Origin of the sequence: Psychromonas sp. (assembly GCF_041586535.1) — a bacterium.
In the GTDB taxonomy this organism is placed as follows: Bacteria; Pseudomonadota; Gammaproteobacteria; order Enterobacterales; family Psychromonadaceae; genus Psychromonas.
In genome coordinates this window covers 1-20,138 of record NZ_JBFGZY010000067.1, presented here as the reverse complement: position 1 = coordinate 20,138, position 20,138 = coordinate 1, and the positions used below count along the sequence as shown (strand labels likewise).

Sequence of the window (20,138 nt, the reverse complement as noted above, 5' to 3'; positions counted from 1 at the left end):
CTAAGACTACTCGCTTAAAAATTCGTGGCGGCAGGTAGTGCCGACACGTTAAACGCTTGTAAGAGGTTTTAGAAGACTAACGCAACTTAATGTTGCAATGCCTAAACCGTTGACGACAAGAATCACCTTGCTTTAGCTGGATGAGCTTCAATCATTAAGTATCTTGATTAATGCGACTGGCGACAGCACCCTGCTGAACTTTATATTTAGCATCAACACGTTTGTTGTAAGGTCTGGCCGCCGGTGCTGACAATACTTCAAAATTCAGTGCACCAATGGTCATTTTAGGACGCAATGCCAGAGGCAGTTTACCGCTGTTGTAAAACTCCAATACAATCTTGCCGGACCAGCCGGGATCGATACGATGAGCAGTCACATGCACCATTAAACCTAAACGCGCCAGTGAAGATCGACCATCTAACCAGCCTACGACATTATCCGGCAGGGTTACATTTTCATAGGTAACAGCCAACGCCAGCTCGCCGGGGTGCAGGAAGAACGCTTCGTTTTCTTCAATAACAATTGATTCACTCATCACTTTATCGAGTGCCGCAGCGACCTCTTCTTTGGGACCGGAAAGATCAATATAAGGCGTTGTATGCTCGCTAAACACTCTGAATTCATTACCCAGGCGGATATCAACACTCACACCTGAAATTGAAGATTGCGGAGGTCTAGGCTCAATAACTATTTTCCCTGCGTCTAAATATTCTTCAATATGGGTATCACACAAACGCATTTAATTTACTCCTTTGCGACAAAGTCTTTAAGCTGCCTCAAGCTGCAGGAATCGGTAGCTTGATTATGGTGAGCGCTATTATACACACTCTACGGAACACACAAAATTTTCTTACGGGCATAAAAAAAGGCAAGTCAATGACTCACCTTCTTTGTTCAAATAGAAAGAACTAATTAAAGTTCAATCGAAGCAATATTAAAGAGCTACGATGTTTTCTGCTTGAGGACCTTTTTGACCTTGAGTAACAGTGAACTGTACTTTTTGGCCTTCAGTTAAAGTTTTGAAACCTGTGCTTGAGATAGCGCTGAAGTGAGCGAATACGTCAGGACCGTTTTCTTGCTCGATGAAACCAAAACCTTTAGACTCGTTGAACCATTTTACTGTACCAGTAGTTGTAGACATAATAATATCCTATTTAAATTAGAGTAATTTAACCTTGCGATGCTTTGCCAGGCAGTTGGCTAGAAATGTTGCTATTACTTATGAATATAGGATTCGGTACATAATACGGAACATCGAACATAAATATAAAAACTAACTTTCAAGCTGCATACAGTATATACGCCTTCAATTTGTAGTCAACAGCTATTTAGCAAAAACATAACAAAAATGAGAAATTCATCAATAATAAAGCAACGTTAAATCAGACGTTATTTAGTGTAATTAACTAACTATTTTTTTTGTTATATTACCTGTATTTTTAAGAAGGATTAGTAATGACAATATGGATTGATGCCGATGCCTGCCCTGTACCGGTCAGAGAGATGGTTTTACGGGCAAGCCAGCGTACCTCAACAGCTTTGGTATTTGTTGCCAACTCCCCTTTACCTATCGCGCGCCGTGATTTGGTAAAAACCGTACAAGTATCTCAGGGTTTTGATGTTGCAGATAACTATATTTGCAAGCATGCGGCAATAAATGACTTAGTCATCACTCAGGATATTCCTTTAGCAGCGGAATTAGTCGAAAAAGGCATTTGCGCACTTAATCCGAGAGGAGAGCTTTATACGCAGGCAAACATCCGCCAGCGTCTGGCAATGCGCAATTTGTCAGAAGAGCTGAGAAGTATCGGCCAGATTAGCGGAGGACCAAATAAATTTGGAGACAAAGAGAAGCAAAATTTTGCTAATGCTCTGGATCGCTGGCTGCAAAAGTCACAAAAAAAGCTAAACCAGTAATAGCAATTCGGATACGTACATGGTCTGAAATTGCGTGGGAAAATGAATCTGCTTATTTAAATTTGGGGAGATGCGCGCAACACACCCTACGGCTAGCTAATGGTAGGGTGTATCTATGCACCGTAAACGCCGTTCAATAAGCAACCCCAGTTCGCATCATTATTTACAGCCAATACAATGAGTGTGCTCATTTAACTCCAAATACATTAAATGATTCGCTGCGCTGCCGCTAATTTATCTATCCGTGCCTGTTCTGCATTTTTCTTTTTACGGTTATCACAGGGTTCAGGGCAATCACACTCTTTATCAATACCGACTGAGGCCAGGCCACCGCAACTTCCGCCGATGGTTTTTTTATTAAAAATATAACCAATTGCCATGGCAGCAACAACGATTAAAAAAACAGTAAAAGTGGCTAAAAAGTAAATCATTGTTTTTCCTCGGTAAAAAATGGTTCGAATTCAGACGTGTAATATTCAGTGAAATGATCACCTTCTTTAACTAACAAAAAAACCGCTAATTTATGCTGTTCGGCAAACTCCATTCCAGCTTCAGGACCAAGCACCGTTATCGCCGTCGCATAACCGTCCGCCATCATGCTGCTTGGGTGTACCACGCTAACAGATACTAACTTATGAGTGATCGGTTTGCCAGTTTTTGGGTTGATAGTATGTGAGTAGCGTACTCCCTCTGACTCAAAATAATTACGATAATCACCGGAAGTGGCTATCGCATTATCACCAATATGTATCACCCTTTGCACACTCTGTCCTGCTACAGGCCTTTCAATGGCTATTGTCCATTGTTTATTATCTGCTTTCATCCCCTTTAAGCTTAACTCACCGCCAATATCGACAAGGTAATTATTGATCCCCATCTCCTGAAAATATCCGGCGATAACATCAACCCCGTAACCTTTCGCAATCGCAGAGAGGTCCACATACAATTCAGGGACAGCTTTATTAAGGGTATTACCTTCAATACTCAGATGCTGACTGCCTACTATTTGCTGCTTTTGGGTAATCAACTGATCAGAGGGAATTTTATTAGCCTTTTTGTCCGGACCAAATCCCCACAAATTAACCAGAGGGCCAACGGTTACGTCAAATGCGCCATTACTCTGCTCAAATAGCCTCAATGCGGCTTTAATGACAGTTCCTGTTGCTTGCGACACCTGTAAAGATTGTTGCGCTTGGTTAAAACGGGACAGCTCCGAATCAGGCCGGTAGGTAGACATCTGCTCGTTAACTAGTTCAAGCCGCTGATCGATCTGCGCTTGTATACTTTGCGCAGAAAAACGGCTGTCCTGCTGCTGCGTTGCATCCAGCACATATTTAACCTGGTAATATGTGCCCATGGTGCTGCCCTGCAGATGAACAAGTCGGGGAGCATTTTCAGCACAGCCGGAAATAAAAAAGGCCAGCCCGGTAAGGGCCAGCCATTGTAATACAGATTTAACCACTAAGATTAACCGCCAAAATCATCAAGTAAGATATTTTCGTCCTCAACACCCAAATCTTTGAGCATTGCAATAACTGCAGCATTCATCACCGGTGGACCACACATATAGTACTCACAGTCTTCAGGGGCTTCATGGTCACGCAGATAGTTTTCATAGAGAACGTTATGGATGAATCCGGTATAACCGTCCCAATTATCTTCAGGCTGCGGATCACTTAAGGCAACATGCCACTGGAAATTGTCATTTTCAGCTGCAATACTGTCGAAATCTTCCACATAAAACATTTCACGTTTCGAACGTGCACCGTACCAGAAGCTGACTTTACGCTTGGTTTTCAAACGGCGGAACTGATCGAAAATATGCGAGCGCATCGGCGCCATACCGGCACCACCACCGATAAAGACCATCTCATTATCCGTTTCCTTGGCAAAAAACTCACCAAACGGGCCGGAGATAGTGACTTTGTCACCCGGTTTCAAACTGAAAATATAGGATGACATTTTACCGCAAGGTAATGATAAATCCCTTGGCGGCGGTGTCGCGATACGCACGTTCAGCATGATAATTCCGGCTTCTTCCGGATAGTTGGCCATCGAATATGCACGAATAGTTTCCTCATCAACCTTTGATTCCAATTTAAAGAAACCAAAATGTTCCCAGTCACCGCGATATTGTTCTTCAATATCAAAATCGCTGTATTTAACATGGTGAGCCGGCGCTTCAATCTGAATATAACCGCCCGCTTTAAAAGGCACAGACTCCCCATCAGGAATTTGTAATTTAAGCTCTTTGATAAAGGTTGCCTGGTTATCATTAGAGATAACCGTACATTCCCATTTTTTAACGCCAAAGATCTCTTCAGGTAATTCAATGTCCATGTTTTCTTTGACACTTACCTGACAAGCAAGACGCTCGCCCTCTTTCGCTTCACGCTTATTGATATGGTCAAGCTCAGTCGGCAGAATATCACCTCCACCCGATTTAACCTTCACACGGCACTGGCCGCATGTACCACCGCCACCACATGCAGAAGAGATAAAGATACCGGCATTTGCCAGTGCGCCAAGCAGTTTACCGCCGGCTTCGGTAGTAACAGCTTTATCTGCTTCATCATTAATAGAGATTGTAATCTCGCCTGTGCTTACCAGTTTTGCTTTAGCCGCTAAAATAATTACAACTAAGGCTAAAACGATAATGGTAAACATGGCTACGCCGAGAAATATTTCCATCGACCTTTTCCTTGTTTTATGGGGGACTATCCCCCCGAGATGTTAAACAATTACAGTTGGATACCTGAGAAAGACATAAAACCTAACGCCATTAATCCGGCCGTTACAAATGTAATACCCAAGCCACGCAACCCTTCCGGTACGTCTGAGTATTTCATTTTTTCACGGATACCCGCTAATGCAACAATTGCCAAAGTCCAACCTACGCCACTTCCTACCCCATAAACAACTGATTCGACCAGGTCATATTCACGCTGTACCATAAATGATACACCACCAAAAATGGCACAGTTAACAGTAATAAGCGGTAAGAAAATACCTAATGCCTGATACAAAGCGGGAAAGTATTTATCCAATACCATTTCCAGAATTTGTACCAGCGCGGCGATCACACCGATAAAGGTGATAAAACCTAAAAAGCTGAGGTCTGCTTCAGGTAAACCAGCCCATGACAATGCACCCGGCGCTAACAGATTAAAGTAGATGATCTGGTTAACCGGCACTGAAATACCCAGTACCACAATAACCGCTATCCCTAACCCCATCGAGGTTTTAACTTTCTTGGAAACCGCAAGAAATGTACACATCCCCAGGAAGAAAGCTAATGCCATATTTTCCATGAAAATAGAACGCACAAAAATACTAAGATAATGTTCCATTTAAATTACTCCTTCGGCTCAACTTGCTCTGGCTTCATAACCCGCAACGCCCAGATAATCCCGCCAATAATAAAGAAGGCACTTGGTGGCAGTAACAATAAACCATTACTTTGGTACCAACCGCCATTCGAGGTTAGTGGCAAGATTTCGATACCGAATAAAGCACCGGAACCAAACAACTCACGAACACCGCCGACAATCACCAGAATAGCCCCATAACCCAGACCATTTCCGATACCATCCATAAAACTTGGGAAGGGTTTATTTTTCATTGCAAAGGCTTCTGCACGCCCCATTACAATACAGTTGGTAATGATTAAGCCGACATAAACAGATAACTGTTTGGAAATAGCAAATGCGTAGGCTTTAAGAAATTGGTCAACAACAATTACCAGAGACGCAATAATGGCCATTTGCACAATAATACGCACACTGTTGGGAATATGATGACGAATGATGGAAATAAATAAATTCGAAAATGCCGTTACAAAAATCACCGCCAGCGTCATTACGACCGCTGTTTCTAATTTACTTGTTACCGCTAAAGCAGAACAAACTCCGAGGATCTGCAATGCAATAGGGTTATTATTTGCTATTGGCGCGGTTAATACCGCCTTTATTTCATTAGATTTAGCCATGAGTTAGCGCTCCCTGACGAACTTTATTGAGAAACGGGCCAAAGCCTTGCTTACCGAGCCAGAAGGTAAAAGTTTGCTCAACACCAACACTGGTTAATGTTGCACCTGACAATCCATCGACTTCATGTTTTGAATCCGCAGCGGCTTGTCCTTTCACAACTTTAATGGCAGGAATACCTTGCGCATCAAATAGCTCTTTTCCTTCCCACAATGCGCGCCAGCGGGTGTTTTCAACTTCACCGCCCAGTCCCGGGGTTTCACCCTGCTCGTAATAAGTTAAAGCTTCAATAGTATTACCGTCTGCTTTTACAGCAACAAATGCATACATGGTTGACCATAAACCGGCACCGTGTACAGGCAGGATAATACGTTGTAATTCACCCTGATCATCTGAAACCAAATAAACAGTTGCTAAATTAGCCCGGCGGCCAATCTTGGCAATATTTTCTTCAGCACTGAGTTTGATACTCTGCTCAGGATCTTTTGCCGCTTTACGCTGATCATAATCAGCAGCATCGACACCTGCAACAAAATCACCGCTCGCTAAATCAACCAAACGTGTTTCGATATTGGAAGCAAATATTTCTGAAATGGATTTGTCCGTTTGTAAACCTGCCACCGCCAGAATATTACTCTGTTTATCTATTTCTTTATTGGCTAATTGTGTTGAGCGAAGGCCAACGGCCGCCCCTGCCACAATGATTGAACAAACCAGACAGACAGCCAATACAATCAATATAGTCTTGCCGAACGTTTCATGTTTATTAGACATTACGTGCTAACCTCCGTTTGATATTTCCTTGCACGACGAAATAGTCGAACAGCGGGGCAAATAAATTGGCGAATAGAATAGCCAGCATCATGCCTTCAGGGAAAGCTGGATTAACTACTCGTATTAAAACAACCATTAAACCAATCAAAATACCGTACGCCCATTTACCTTTATCGGTAAAGGATGCAGAAACGGGGTCCGTTGCCATAAATATCATCCCGAAAGCAAAACCACCGGTTACAAGGTGCCAGTACCAGGGGAGTGCGAACATTTGATTAGTATCACTGCCAATAACATTAAATAACGTTGCAACGGCAATCATACCGATCATTACGCCGCCGATAATACGCCATGAAGCGATACCCGTAATAACAATAAATGCACCACCGATTAAAATCGCCAGCGTAGAGACTTCACCGATACTGCCCTGCATATTACCAATAAAAGCATCCATCCAGGTCAGGCCTGATTGTGCAACCGCATCCAAGCCACCTTGTGCAGCCAGACTTAAAGTTGTCGCACCGGAGAAGCCATCAACAGCAGTCCAAACTGCATCACCGGAGATATCTGTCGGATAAGCAAAAAACAGGAAAGCACGCCCGGCTAATGCGGGGTTTAAGAAGTTACGACCTGTACCACCAAAGATCTCTTTTGCAACAACAACACCAAAGGTAATACCTAAAGCAACTTGCCAAAGCGGAATAGTAGCAGGGAGGATCAGGGCAAACAGTACAGATGAAACAAAGAAACCTTCGTTTACTTCATGTTTACGTACACTTGCAAATAGAACTTCCCAGAAACCACCCACTAAAAATGTGACGGCATAAATTGGCAGGAAGTACATTGCACCAAATAATAGGTTATCCAACAGCCCCGCACCGGAGCCCATTGTGACACCAAACATACTTAAGATAGCAACACGCCAATCATCTAATGCGGCAAATCCACCAGCGATAGCTTCGTTTGCCTGAACACCGGCATTGTGCATGCCGAAAAACATAGCGGGAAAAGTTGCTAACCAGACAAATATCATTATACGTTTCAGGTCGATACCATCACGTACATGGGTGATACCTTTGGTAACCAGACCGGGGGTATAGAAAAAAGTGGCTGCCGCTTCGTACAGGGCGTACCACTTCTCATGGCGGCCTCCTGCCTCGAAATGCGGTTCCATTTTTTCAAGTATATGCTTAAGATTCATTCTTAGCCTTCCTTCTCAATTTTGCTTAGGTTCGTACGCAAGACTGAACCATAATCATACTTACCAGGGCAAACATAAGTACATAATGCTAAATCTTCTTCGTCCAGCTCTAAACAACCTAATGCCTGCGCACCGTCACTATCACCAACAATTAAATCACGTAATAACATAGTCGGCAGAATATCCAGCGGCATAATACGTTCATATTGACCGATAGGTACCATGGCCCGTTTACTGCCGCCCGTTGATGTTGTAAAAGCAAAAGACTTGGCTTTATTAAGTGCAGAAATAAAAACATTAGAAACTGAATGTTTATTACTGCCTGGAACACCCCAACCAAACAACTCTTTTTCGTAACCTTCCACTAAAGCAGAGATTTGATTGTGGTAACGCCCGAGGTATGCATGTGCACTTGTTGCTGTTACGCCGCATAAAACCGAGCCGGAAATAACCCGCACTTCATCATCAAGCAGTTCATTTTCCGTAAGCTGCTTAATTGAAGCGCCGTAATGGGTACGTAATAAACGCGGTTTTTTTACAGCAGGCCCGGCAAGCGAAATCACTTTGCTGGTGTAAAGCTCTCCGCTGGTAAACAGCATACCAAAAGCGATCACATCCTGATAATTAATCGACCAGACCTGTTTAGTTGCAGACACAGGATCGATAAAATGAATATGAGTGCCCGCCAGACCGGCCGGGTGAACACCAGCAAACTGCTGCTCTTCTACATTGGCGAGATCTGATTTAGGTAAGCTCGTTTCACCCTTACAAACATAAACCTTACCATCCGTCAATTTTGATAACACTGATAAACCATCAATAAAAGCCTGCTTATTGGCATTAATGATCAATTCGGCATCAGCAGCTAACGGATTGGTATCCATAGCCGTTACAAAAATTGAAGCAGGTTTGCTGTCTATCTGGGGAATTTTGCTGAAAGGACGCGTTCGCAATGCTGTCCATGCACCAGAGTCAACCAGATTCTCAACGATCTGCTCTCGTTTGATATTCACAATCTTGGTACTTTCATATTTAGGAAAAGAGATGCTCTCTTGCCCTTCAACTGTTATCACAACAGATTGTAAAACACGTTTAGCACCGCGATTAATTTCTTTAACGGTACCCGATGCCGGAGAGGTAAATTTAACCCCAACATTCTTTTTATCACTAAAAAGAATTTGACCTTTTTTCACAGTATCGCCGGCTTTGACTGCCATTGACGGACGCATTCCCACATATTCTTCACCCAGTATTGCAATCTCTGTGATGGTCGGGCCATCATAAATGACTTGCTCTGGTGTTCCGGAAATTGGGAGGTCCAGTCCTTTTTTTATAGTAATCATATTCTCTTGCACTATGTTTACGGGAAGGAAAGTTAATTGCCTTACGGCACAAAAACATTACATATTTCGTGATTTATTTAGGAAAACAACAATCACTTAACATGAAGACGAAAAAATTCGCACTAATAGTATCATTATAGGGCGGGCATTTGCCATATCAAAAAAGGAGGTTATGCCCCCTAGTTCAAATTTTTTGTAAAATAAATTTACAAAAATAATTATTATTTAACATCAGTCAAACACCTTTTCAGTGCGCACTTAAGGACTTAAACTGAGATCATTTATTAATCGTTATTTACTTCCACCTGAACAATTGGGGGAATCTGGTGCCAGCTGATTTTTTGCTTGCCACTGGGCGGGTGTCATGGTGTGTAAAGCAAGCGCATGCACCGGACCTGCCAGTTCATCTTTTAACAGGTTATTTATCAGACGATGACGAGAAATTAAAGAGACGCCCTCGAACTCCCGGCTTACAACTGTCACTTTGAAATGCGTTTCAGAGTTAGCAGGGACAGAATGACGATGACTTTCATTCTCTACTTGTAAAAACTCCAGCTCTATAGCATTACCTATTTTCTTTTCAATTATTGTCTGCACGTTCATATTATTTGCCTTTATTTGATGTGTATTCAAACTATACCCATGTTACTTCAAAATGCTTTGCATCTTGAAGTAACATGGGTATATACAGATTGAACATTAGTTTGAAACGATAACAAAGACCGATTAAATTAGTAAGAGGGTTGGGTATAAAATATAATGGTGATATGTGTCGACTAAAAATGTTTCTTTAAATATGGGCATCACAAAAGCTTTCCCCTGTGCTTATCTGGAAAATCAGGAAGAGCAATTGCTCATGTTGCTTGATCCTCAGGATAATGCGCAACATTATTATCCTACCCTGTTGGCTAACGGTTTTCGCCGCAGTGGCGAGCAGGTTTACCGTCCCAACTGCCCTCACTGTCAGGCATGTCAGTCTCTGCGGATTAATACTGCAAATTTCAATAACTCACGCAGCCAAAAACGTTTATTAAGTAAAAACCGTTGTTTTACTACGCAGATAAGCGACCACCTGAAACCTGATTATTACCATTTATACCAGCGCTATATTAATCATATCCATGCCGACGGACCTATGTACCCAGCCTCAACAAGGCAATATGAAGATTTTATAAACTCAACCTGGAACAAATCTATTTTTATTGAAATATATGATCAGGAGAAGCTCATTGCCGTGAGCGTCACTGACCTGCTGCAGGCAGATAACATTAAAGCCTGGAGCGCTTTTTATTGTTTTTATGATCCTGATTACTCTGCTCACTCTCTCGGTAAATTTGCTGTTTTATGCCAGTTACAATTAGCGAAAAACCACCAGATTGAATGGTTATACCTTGGTTATTACATTGAAAAATGTCAAAAAATGAACTACAAATCGCAATTTCGTCCCCATCAACGTTTTATTGACAGGCGCTGGGTTAATTTCAAGTGAACTATTCCTGAACTTTTACCGCCTGAATTTGTTCACCCGGGCTTAATAAATAAACAACAAACCTTTACCCTTGCTTAGAATTCTGGCATTATGCGGCGATTGAAATTAGCACCACATATATAATACAAAGGATCCATCGCCAATGGCAAAAGAAGATAGTATTGAAATGCAGGGAACGATCATTGACACATTACCTAACACAATGTTTCGCGTTGAGTTAGAAAATGGTCACGTGGTAACAGCACATATCTCAGGTAAAATGCGTAAAAACTACATCCGTATTCTGACTGGCGATAAAGTAACAGTTCAACTTACACCTTACGATTTATCTAAAGGTCGTATTGTATTCCGTGCTCGTTAATAGCCTTTAGCACGCTGTTCTGTGTTACAAAAAATAAAAAACCAGCTTAAGCTGGTTTTTTATTTTTTGGTGACATGATTAAGTTAACTCTAAGGTTTTTGCATAATCAAAACAAATATCCTGACCATCTTTAGCTAATGAAACCGTAACGCTACCGCCATTCTGCAGCGCACCAAATAAGATCTCGTTGGCTAATGGTTTTTTCAATTTCTCCTGAATTAAACGTCCCATTGGCCGTGCTCCCATGGTTCTGTCATAACCATGATCGGCCAGCCATTTTCTGGCGCTGTCAGTGACTTCTAAAGATATCTGCTTTTTATCCAGTTGTGCCTGCAACTGAACAATAAATTTATCAACCACCTGATAAATAATCTCCATTTCAAGCTGATTAAACCAGATAATATTATCCAGACGATTTCTAAATTCAGGAGAAAACAGTTTATTTATTTCATCTGTCGCTTTATGTGAATCTTTCTGCTCTTTAAAACCGATACTCTGCTTAACTGTTTCGCGAGCCCCCGCATTGGTGGTCATAACAATAATAATATTTCTGAAATCAGCTTTACGCCCATTTGCATCCGTCAGAGTGCCGTGATCCATCACTTGTAACAATATATTGTATATATCCGAGTGGGCTTTCTCTATTTCATCCAGCAACAGTACTGCATAAGGGTGCTTGACAACAGCATTGGTTAATAACCCTGCCTGCTCATAACCAACATAACCGGGAGGTGCCCCTAATAATCGCGAAACAGTGTGTTTTTCCATATACTCGGACATATCAAAACGTAACAATTCAATGCCCATCGCCTTAGCAAGTTGTTTGGTGACCTCGGTTTTACCGACACCAGTAGGTCCGGCAAAAAGAAATGATCCAATTGGCTTCGTTTCTTCGGATAACCCTGACCGGTTTAGGTGAATCGCATCGGTTAATACATCAATCGCCTTGTCCTGACCAAATACCGTCATTTTCAAACGTTCAGGTAATTTAGCTAACTGTTCTTTATCCGAACTGGATACGGACTTTTCAGGAATACGGGCAATTTTGGCAATAATACTTTCAATTTCCGGTACACCAATGGTTTTTTTACGCTTATTCGCGGGTAACAAACGCATCTGCGCACCCGCCTCATCAATCACATCAATCGCTTTATCGGGCAGATGGCGATCATTAATGTATTTTGCACTGAGCTCGGCAGCAGCCTGCAACGCTTTATTGGTATAACGGATATGGTGATGTTTCTCGTAGCGCGATCTTAAGCCGAGTAATATTTGTGCGGTTTCCTGCACCGTCGGCTCTAATACATCAATCTTCTGAAAACGACGGGATAAGGCATGTTCCTTTTCAAAAACCTGACCATATTCTTTGTAAGTGGTAGATCCTATACAGCGTAGTTTACCGCCACTCAATAAAGGCTTCAGCAGGTTTGCAGCATCCAACTGCCCGCCTGTTGCTGCACCGGCTCCGATAATAGTATGAATTTCATCGATAAATAAAATGGCATTTTCCTGCGATTCCAGCTGAGTCAGGACCGTTTTAAAACGCTGCTCAAACTCACCACGATATTTTGTACCGGCGAGCAGTGCCCCCATATCTAAAGAAAAAACAATATTGTCTGCAATAACCTCCGGTACATTTTCATTAACAATGCGGTAAGCCAACCCTTCTGCAATAGCCGTTTTACCGACGCCCGCTTCCCCGACTAATAACGGATTGTTTTTGCGGCGGCGGCATAAAACCTGTATACAGCGCTCGACTTCTTTGTCCCGGCCAATAAGAGGATCAATAGCCCCGGCTTCGACCTGTTCATTGAGATTGATGGTGTAAGGCATCTTTTCAGAAGGTTCAACCTCGATTTCGTTGTGTTCAGACTCTTGTGCCGGAAAAATAGGCAAAATTGACTCTGCTGACTTACTGATGCCATGAGAGAGGTAGTTGACAACATCCAGGCGGGAAAGGTGGGCTTTTTTTAAAAAATAAACAGCTTGAGACTCCTGCTCACTAAAAATAGCAACTAACACACTGCCCGCTGAAACTTCCGTACTGCCGGAAGACTGTACATGGAAGATGGCCCGTTGTAAGACACGTTCAAAAGCAATTGTCGGTTGAATTTCAATTTCCTGAGTATGCACTTCAGGTCGGGAAGGAATCGTTTCCAAAAACGAAATAATCTCTAAATGCAGAGAAACGATATCAACAGAGCAGGCGGTCAATAAGGTCTTAATCTCGTCATTTTCCAACAAGGCTAATAATAGATGCTCAACCGTCATAAATTCGTGCGATTTTTCAAAGGCAATGCGGAAAGCTAAATCTAAACTATTTTCTAACGCTTTATCTAACATAAAAGCCCCTTGAGTGTTAACCACCAAAAATATGGGATGGCATTATTAATATTAAGTAACGAATATCTTCCTGGAATTATGATTCTTTTTCCATAGAACAACGCAGTGGGTGCTCATTTTTTCTCGCATAATTCATTACCTGCATCACTTTTGTTTCTGCTATTTCCGCGGTAAAAGTTCCACAAATCCCAACGCCTTTATAGTGAACGTTGAGCATCACTTCAGTCGCTTTCTGATTGTCTAATTGAAAGAAGCGCTGCAGTACATCTATAACAAAGTCCATCGGCGTATAATCATCATTATGCAATAAAACGTTGTACATCGAAGGAGGGATCAGCTTTGTTTCAATTCTCTCGATAGTAGCTGCTTCATCACCTGTTTTTGGACTCTTTTTTTCACTCATCTTTAAGTCTAGTCTTATTTAATAAAGTTAGGAGAAACTTTAAGCTAAATAGCTTACCCCCATAGACTAATGGTTCATGTGCGAATGTGCAATAAAGGTTGTTAATAAAAGTTTACCGTGTGAAACAATAGCTTATTCGTTTCTCCTTTATTCCCGAATTTTATACTTTTTTATTGGCCCCTGAGTATAGGTATATTTTACACCCCACTTTAAATTTTTAAACAGGGGAAGGAGAGAATTGATGTGAAAAAACAAAATGGCACATTAACCATGAAGGCTGAAGAAAGCAGCTAAGGGAGAAGATTATTGATAATAAAAGATGAGGTTAAGTATTAGCTTAATCTCACCTTCAATCAGTTACTATTACTCTGTCTCTTTATTTAAATAGTGAATGACCTGGTTAGAACTACCACGCCACTGCAGGTTTGGATCCGCCAGCTCACGAACAAATTTACCATCAATTAACACATCAATCAGCGTGGCAACTTCCTGCTGTTGTCGATTAAGCTCTGTCAATTTATAGCCAGTCCACATCCAGATATCTTTACCTGTGCATTCAGCTGCAACACGTTTAATTAGCTTTAACACCTGATCCAGGTTGGCAGGGTGAAGCGGATCTCCTCCTGACAAGGTTAACCCTTGCTTTTTAATACGCGTATCATTGAGATCGTCAATAATCTGATCTGCCAGCTGCTCGGTAAATAATACTCCCGCATCGGGTGACCAGGTGGATTGGTTATAACACCCCTTACACTGATGGACACAACCGGAAACAAACAGTGTACAGCGTGTACCTTCACCATTTAAAACATCAACCGGGTAATACTTACTGTAATTCATTTTATAAAACTTATTTCTGATAGTGGTTAGCTGTCGGTCATCAGCCGTCAGCTGTTAGCCGTACTTACAAGTGTTTAACGCGGCGCTTAACTTCTTCCTGTTTACCTTCGTTGAAAGGTCTTGCGTCAGGACTTCCCAAATAACCGCAAACGCGGCGTGTTACCGATACTTTTTCCGAATCTGAGTTGCCGCAACTCGGGCAGACAAAACCTTTACTCGTACAATCAAATTCACCATGAAAACCGCATTCATAACACTCATCAATAGGCGTATTGGTGCCGTAATAAGGCACTCGCGAATAACTGTAATCCCAAACATCTTCGAGCGCTTTGAGATTATGCTGCATATTGGGATACTCACCGTAGCAAATAAAACCACCACTGGCGATTTCAGGGTAAGGCATCTCAAAGTCCAGTTTATCGTATGGATTAACTGATTTTTCAACATCCAAATGGAAACTGTTAGTGTAATACCCTTTGTCCGTCACCCCTTCTATGACTCCGAACTGTTTAGCGTCTAAGCGGCAGAAACGATCGCATAGGTTTTCAGAAGGTGTTGAATATAAACTGAAAGCATAACCCGTTTCTGCGCTCCATGCTTCAGTCGCTTTCTTTAAGTGACGAATAACAGCAACCGCTTTTTGCTGCTTGTTTTGATCATCAAAAAGATGTGAATCTGAGCCTAATAATGCATTAATTGCTTCATGCAGGCCGATGTAACCCAATGAAATAGATGCACGACCATTTTTAAAGATATCTGCAATACAGTCATCAGCTTTCAGGCGCACACCACAGGCCCCTTCCATATACAGAATAGGGGCAACACTTGCTTTCACTTCAGATAAACGTTCAATGCGCGTATCCAGGGCCTTTTTAGCTATGGCCAGTCGCAAATCTAATAATTGATAAAATTTATTTTCATCACCATCTGACTCCAAAGCGATACGCGGTAAGTTAAGACTAACCACGCCAAGGTTGTTACGGCCATCATGAACCAATTCATTATTTTCTTCGTGCGTCCCAAGGAAACTGCGACAACCCATCGGGGTTTTAAATGAACCAGTGACTTCAACAACTTTGTCGTAGTTGAGAATATCCGGATACATGCGTTTGCTCGCGCATTGCAGCGCCAGTTGTTTGATATCATAATTCAGATCAGCAGCTTTATGGTTCACGCCATCTTTTACCGCAAATACCAATTTAGGGAAAATTGCTGTTTTGCAATTTTTACCTAAACCCGCGATACGATTTTTAAGAATTGACTGCTGAATTAAACGCGCCTCCCAACTTGTTCCAAGACCAAAACCAAAGGTTACAAAAGGTGTCTGGCCATTGGCGGTATGCAGGGTATTAACTTCATACTCCAGAGATTGAAAGGCGTTGTAGCATTCTTTTTCAGTTTGTTGCTGCGCATAAGCCTGCGGATCGCTGATCCCCCACTCCTGCGCTGTTTGTAAATGCTTTTGAAAACTCTTGGCAACATAAGGTGCAAGTATCGTATCAATACCGTTAATCGTTGTACCGCCATAAATATGACTGGCAACCTGTGCAATAATTTGTGCGGTAACTGCAGTCGCGGTGGAGATTGATTTAGGCTCTTCAATTTCCGCATTACCCATCTTAAACCCGCGGGTAAACATGCCTTTAATATCGATTAACATGCAGTTGAACATCGGGAAGAATGGTGCGTAGTCTAAATCATGATAATGGAGCTCCCCCTTATCATGTGCACGTACGACGTCACGGGGTAATATATAAGATTTGGCATAGTGCTTCGCGACAATACCGGCTAACAAATCGCGCTGTGTCGGAATCACTTTACTGTCTTTATTGGCATTTTCATTCAATAATGAAGCATTACTCTGCTCAATCAGACCATAAATTTCACTGTTTAAGTGACTCTTGCGTTCACGGGCCAGATCTCGATCATGACGGTATTCGATATAAACACGTGCCAGCTCAGTATGTCCGCTTTTCATTAAACACTCTTCTACTGCGTCTTGAATATGATGAATATCCACTTCCAGCAAACCATCAAGCCGACTCTCGACCTCTTTCGCAATAGCAAAGGCATCCACACCTTTGCAACGCGCTGCGCCAGAAGCTTTTAGTATTGCTTCTGCAATTCGTAAAGCGTTAAAGGGGGCTTGGCTACCATCACGTTTGATAACAACAGGTTTCATAAAAGAGCTCCAAAGAAAAACAAAAAAGACACAATATATAGTGCAGGCGCAATATACATAACACTACATATGGGGATGTTGATGTAAGTCAATTTTAAAGCAGGGTGATTATTTAGTATCTTAAAATATGAAATACTCGGCAAAAAACAGTAAAATAATGAATTATCTTAGGTTTTATTAAAGGTTGTAACAAGAAACCTAAAAACTTTCTTATCATGTTATTTTTACACTGATTATTTACCATTTTCTTGTTATCATAACAGGCTCTTTACAACCCGCTGAATACACCTACAACTGTAGTGGAATTAAATTTTTATGAGCGATTATTTTTTACTGTTTATTGGTACGGTACTGGTCAATAACTTCGTACTGGTTAAATTTTTAGGCTTGTGCCCGTTTATGGGTGTTTCCAATAAAATAGAAACAGCTGTAGGCATGTCCTTTGCAACCACCTTTGTTTTAACCTTAACAGCTGCCGCTTCATACATTGTTAACAAGTATATTTTATTACCCCTGGATTTAATCTACTTACAGACTCTGAGCTTTATTCTTGTGATTGCTGTTGTCGTACAATTTACCGAAATGGTGATGCACAAAACAAGTCCCGTATTATACCGCTTATTAGGCATTTTTTTACCTCTGATAACCACCAACTGCGCCATTTTAGGTCTGGCACTACTTAATATTAATGAGCAGCATGATTTTGTTGAATCTGTTATCTATGGCTTTGGTGCCGGGATCGGTTTTTCATTAGTACTGGTAGTATTTTCATCCATGCGTGAACGCCTGGCAGCCTCTGACACTCCTCTACCTTTCAAAGGAGCTTCAATCGCGATGATCACCGCAGGGTTAATGTCACTTGCCTTTATGGGCTTCACCGGTCTTATCAAGTAGCGGAATAATTTAAATATGATAATCAGTATAACAATCGCTGTTGTTACCTTTGGTATTTTAGCTGCCATATTTGGCGCAATATTAGGTTACTCAGCAATACGCTTTAAAGTAAAAGCTGAGCCGATCGTTGAGGAGCTGGATGCAATGCTACCGCAGACTCAATGTGGTCAATGTGGTTATCCGGGCTGCAAACCCTATGCGCAGGCAGTGGCAAACGGTGAAGATATTAATAAATGTACTCCGGGAGGTGAAGCGGTAATGCAGCAGCTCGCTGAGCGCATGGGCGTTGAACCGAAAAGTTTAGAAGGCGAAGAAAAGCCAAAATTAGTCGCTTTTATCCGCGAAGATGAATGTATCGGCTGTACAAAATGCATTCAGGCTTGTCCCGTTGATGCTATTTTAGGTGCAACCAGACAAATGCATACAGTGATCAGTGATGAATGTACCGGCTGCGAGCTTTGCGTTGCCCCCTGCCCGACCGATTGTATTGATATGATTCCAATTGCCTTAACCCCGCAAAACTGGCAATGGGAATTAAACCGTATACCAACAAAAACAACAACTGAGCCGTAACATGCCGACAAAATTAATAAACCTTCTCAGTGATGATCAACTCGCACAAGTTTCATCTGGAAAGCTATGGTCTTTTCATGGTGGAATTCACCCCCAAGAAAACAAGGCGCAAAGCAATCAGAGCGCCATTACAGATACGGGTATTCCTCCATATTTAGTTATTGCCATTGAATATAAAGGTTACGTTCCGGAGCTATTGGTGAAAGTGGGAGATCCGGTATTAAAAGGGCAGGCACTGACCAAAGTTTACGGCGCGATGGTCGTACAGCATGCCAGCAGCTCAGGTGTTGTCACTGCGATAGAAAAACGTACAGATCTTCACCCCTCTGGTCTGCCGGTATCATCAATCGTTATAAAAACCGATGGATTGGACAGAAGTGTGGAGTATCAAAAACCACAGGATTACCTGACCCAATCCGCAGTCCCGCTAATAGAATTAATTCAGCAGGCAGGCATTGTTGGACTCGGGGGCGCAGGCTTTCCAAGCCATTTGAAGTTAAGCAATGCCCATGATGTCAAACTCCTGATCATCAATGCCGTTGAATGTGAGCCCTATATTACCGCAGATGATCGTCTCCTGCAGGAGCAGGCTAATGAAGTCATTAGCGGTGTCAAAGTATTACAGCATATTCTTAAACCAGCATTAACAGTGATTGCCGTTGAAGATAACAAACCGCAGGCAATCGAAGCTATCTTGACGGCCGTTAAACAGCTACCGGAAACACAACAGGCAGGCTTAATTGTAAGAAGTATTCCTACCTGTTATCCCTCTGGCAGTGAAAAGCAGTTAATTGAGATAATTACCGGTGAGCAGGTTCCTCTGGGCAAACACCCTACGGATCTGGGCATTGTCATGCAAAATGTTGGGACTGTGTTTGCCATCAAAGAGGCAATTATTGATGGTAAGCCACTGATCTCTCGAATTGTAACATTAACGGGTGACGCATTTAAAAAGAAAGGTAATGCCCGTGTTAGAATTGGCACGCCAATCCAGTATCTGCTGGAGCGCTATCAATTACAGGAAAAACACCAGCATAAACTGCTCATTGGCGGTCCTATGATGGGGTTTACTATTAGCCATACTGATATTCCGGTAAGCAAAACCTGTAACTGTATTCTCGTACCCACCGAGAAGGAAATACCCGAGCCACCGGTAGAAATGCCATGTATACGTTGTGGAGAGTGCGCAGCAGTCTGCCCGGCAGTTTTATTACCGCAACAGCTGTTGTGGTATGCCAAGAGTCAGGAACATGACAAATTAGAGGAATATAACCTTTCTGCATGCATCGAATGTGGTGCCTGTGCCTTCGTTTGCCCGAGCAATATTCCATTAGTTGAATATTACCGCATCGCAAAGGCCGAAATCAGAAGTGCAGAAGAGGAAGCAAAAAAAGCAGAAAAAGCGCGTATTCGCCATGAAAATAGAGAAGCTCGCCTGGCACAAGCAAAATTAGAGCGCCAGGCAAAACATTTAGAAGCGGCAGAGAAGCGCAAGCAGCAGATGAAAGAGAAAAATGGCGGAGAAGACCTCATTTCAGCAGCATTGGCTCGCGCTAAAGCGAAACAACAAACAGCTACACAGACAACTCAGGAAAGTGATGCAAAACCCGCAATAAAAGATAGCAGAAAAGAGGCCGTCGCAGAGGCGATTGCCCGCGCTAAAGCTAAAAAACAAGCAGCTGCACAAAGTGTTCAAGAAGAGTCAAAAACTGACAGTAAAAAAGAGGCCGTCGCTGCGGCCATTGCCCGTGCAAAAGCTAAAAAACAAGCAGCGGCGCAAGCAGATCAGCAAAGCGAACAACAAGAGTCAAAAACTGACAGTAAAAAAGAGG

General features: G+C 42.2%; 21 protein-coding genes. 6 read left to right on the top strand and 15 right to left on the bottom strand.

Features of this window, described 5'->3' with window-relative positions:
- Positions 1-154: 154 nt before the first annotated feature.
- Both dcd and ABZA00_RS09155 read right to left on the bottom strand, forming a co-directional pair.
- Complete coding sequence (gene dcd / locus ABZA00_RS09160) at positions 155-739, bottom strand: dCTP deaminase (protein ID WP_372881856.1); 585 nt, start codon at positions 737-739, stop codon at positions 155-157.
- 195 nt (positions 740-934) lie between these two features.
- On the bottom strand, positions 935-1,141 hold the full coding sequence (locus ABZA00_RS09155) for a cold-shock protein (protein WP_372881855.1): 207 nt from the start codon (positions 1,139-1,141) through the stop codon (positions 935-937).
- A 314-nt stretch (positions 1,142-1,455) separates the two neighbouring features.
- On the opposite strand from ABZA00_RS09155, the gene ABZA00_RS09150 reads away from it, so the two are divergent.
- Positions 1,456-1,917 (top strand): YaiI/YqxD family protein, encoded by a 462-nt coding sequence (locus ABZA00_RS09150; RefSeq protein ID WP_372881854.1) that lies wholly within the window; start codon positions 1,456-1,458, stop codon positions 1,915-1,917.
- A gap of 206 nt (positions 1,918-2,123) precedes the next feature.
- Here ABZA00_RS09150 and nqrM read toward each other — a convergent pair whose 3' ends face one another.
- The 9 genes from nqrM to ABZA00_RS09105 all read right to left on the bottom strand — a co-directional run bounded on the left by nqrM (position 2,124) and on the right by ABZA00_RS09105 (position 9,824).
- Entirely contained in the window at positions 2,124-2,348 is a 225-nt protein-coding gene (gene nqrM, locus ABZA00_RS09145) for a (Na+)-NQR maturation NqrM (RefSeq protein WP_372881853.1), read from the bottom strand.
- Entirely contained in the window at positions 2,345-3,379 is a 1,035-nt protein-coding gene (locus ABZA00_RS09140; RefSeq protein WP_372881852.1) for an FAD:protein FMN transferase, read from the bottom strand. The genes nqrM and ABZA00_RS09140 overlap by 4 nt, the downstream gene beginning before the upstream one ends.
- Before the next feature lie 5 nt (positions 3,380-3,384).
- Complete coding sequence (nqrF, locus tag ABZA00_RS09135) at positions 3,385-4,608, bottom strand: NADH:ubiquinone reductase (Na(+)-transporting) subunit F (RefSeq protein ID WP_372881851.1); 1,224 nt, start codon at positions 4,606-4,608, stop codon at positions 3,385-3,387.
- A 50-nt stretch (positions 4,609-4,658) separates the two neighbouring features.
- The gene (nqrE, locus tag ABZA00_RS09130) at positions 4,659-5,267 is read right to left on the bottom strand and encodes an NADH:ubiquinone reductase (Na(+)-transporting) subunit E (RefSeq protein WP_372881850.1); all 609 of its coding nucleotides are present in this window, start codon (positions 5,265-5,267) and stop codon (positions 4,659-4,661) included.
- A 5-nt stretch (positions 5,268-5,272) separates the two neighbouring features.
- The gene (locus tag ABZA00_RS09125; protein WP_372881849.1) at positions 5,273-5,905 is read right to left on the bottom strand and encodes an NADH:ubiquinone reductase (Na(+)-transporting) subunit D; all 633 of its coding nucleotides are present in this window, start codon (positions 5,903-5,905) and stop codon (positions 5,273-5,275) included.
- Complete coding sequence (locus ABZA00_RS09120) at positions 5,898-6,677, bottom strand: Na(+)-translocating NADH-quinone reductase subunit C (protein WP_372881848.1); 780 nt, start codon at positions 6,675-6,677, stop codon at positions 5,898-5,900. The genes ABZA00_RS09125 and ABZA00_RS09120 overlap by 8 nt, the downstream gene beginning before the upstream one ends.
- A complete protein-coding gene (locus ABZA00_RS09115) occupies positions 6,670-7,878 on the bottom strand; it encodes an NADH:ubiquinone reductase (Na(+)-transporting) subunit B (RefSeq protein WP_372881847.1) in 1,209 nt (402 codons plus the stop codon). The genes ABZA00_RS09120 and ABZA00_RS09115 overlap by 8 nt, the downstream gene beginning before the upstream one ends.
- Positions 7,879-7,880: 2 nt before the next feature.
- Entirely contained in the window at positions 7,881-9,221 is a 1,341-nt protein-coding gene (locus ABZA00_RS09110; protein WP_372881846.1) for a Na(+)-translocating NADH-quinone reductase subunit A, read from the bottom strand.
- A 291-nt stretch (positions 9,222-9,512) separates the two neighbouring features.
- Positions 9,513-9,824 (bottom strand): BolA family protein, encoded by a 312-nt coding sequence (locus tag ABZA00_RS09105; RefSeq protein ID WP_372881845.1) that lies wholly within the window; start codon positions 9,822-9,824, stop codon positions 9,513-9,515.
- 166 nt (positions 9,825-9,990) lie between these two features.
- Here ABZA00_RS09105 and ABZA00_RS09100 point away from each other — a divergent pair, with 166 nt between their 5' ends.
- Positions 9,991-10,710 (top strand): arginyltransferase, encoded by a 720-nt coding sequence (locus ABZA00_RS09100; protein WP_372881844.1) that lies wholly within the window; start codon positions 9,991-9,993, stop codon positions 10,708-10,710.
- 142 nt (positions 10,711-10,852) lie between these two features.
- Complete coding sequence (gene infA / locus ABZA00_RS09095; protein ID WP_372881843.1) at positions 10,853-11,071, top strand: translation initiation factor IF-1; 219 nt, start codon at positions 10,853-10,855, stop codon at positions 11,069-11,071.
- Between the two features lie 78 nt (positions 11,072-11,149).
- Here infA and clpA read toward each other — a convergent pair whose 3' ends face one another.
- The 4 genes from clpA to nrdD all read right to left on the bottom strand — a co-directional run bounded on the left by clpA (position 11,150) and on the right by nrdD (position 16,839).
- Entirely contained in the window at positions 11,150-13,414 is a 2,265-nt protein-coding gene (gene clpA, locus ABZA00_RS09090) for an ATP-dependent Clp protease ATP-binding subunit ClpA (protein ID WP_372881842.1), read from the bottom strand.
- A 76-nt stretch (positions 13,415-13,490) separates the two neighbouring features.
- Positions 13,491-13,817, bottom strand: coding sequence for an ATP-dependent Clp protease adapter ClpS (gene clpS / locus ABZA00_RS09085; RefSeq protein ID WP_372881841.1), 327 nt, complete (start codon positions 13,815-13,817; stop codon positions 13,491-13,493).
- Between the two features lie 363 nt (positions 13,818-14,180).
- The gene (gene nrdG, locus ABZA00_RS09080) at positions 14,181-14,657 is read right to left on the bottom strand and encodes an anaerobic ribonucleoside-triphosphate reductase-activating protein (RefSeq protein WP_372881840.1); all 477 of its coding nucleotides are present in this window, start codon (positions 14,655-14,657) and stop codon (positions 14,181-14,183) included.
- A gap of 64 nt (positions 14,658-14,721) precedes the next feature.
- Positions 14,722-16,839 (bottom strand): anaerobic ribonucleoside-triphosphate reductase, encoded by a 2,118-nt coding sequence (gene nrdD, locus ABZA00_RS09075; protein ID WP_372881839.1) that lies wholly within the window; start codon positions 16,837-16,839, stop codon positions 14,722-14,724.
- A gap of 315 nt (positions 16,840-17,154) precedes the next feature.
- Here nrdD and rsxA point away from each other — a divergent pair, with 315 nt between their 5' ends.
- From rsxA to rsxC, 3 genes are all read left to right on the top strand, one after another.
- The gene (rsxA, locus tag ABZA00_RS09070; protein WP_372881838.1) at positions 17,155-17,733 is read left to right on the top strand and encodes an electron transport complex subunit RsxA; all 579 of its coding nucleotides are present in this window, start codon (positions 17,155-17,157) and stop codon (positions 17,731-17,733) included.
- A 15-nt stretch (positions 17,734-17,748) separates the two neighbouring features.
- Complete coding sequence (gene rsxB, locus ABZA00_RS09065; RefSeq protein WP_372881837.1) at positions 17,749-18,306, top strand: electron transport complex subunit RsxB; 558 nt, start codon at positions 17,749-17,751, stop codon at positions 18,304-18,306.
- Between the two features lies 1 nt (position 18,307).
- Positions 18,308-20,138: electron transport complex subunit RsxC (gene rsxC, locus ABZA00_RS09060; RefSeq protein WP_372881836.1), on the top strand; the 1,831-nt coding region annotated here is incomplete at its 3' end.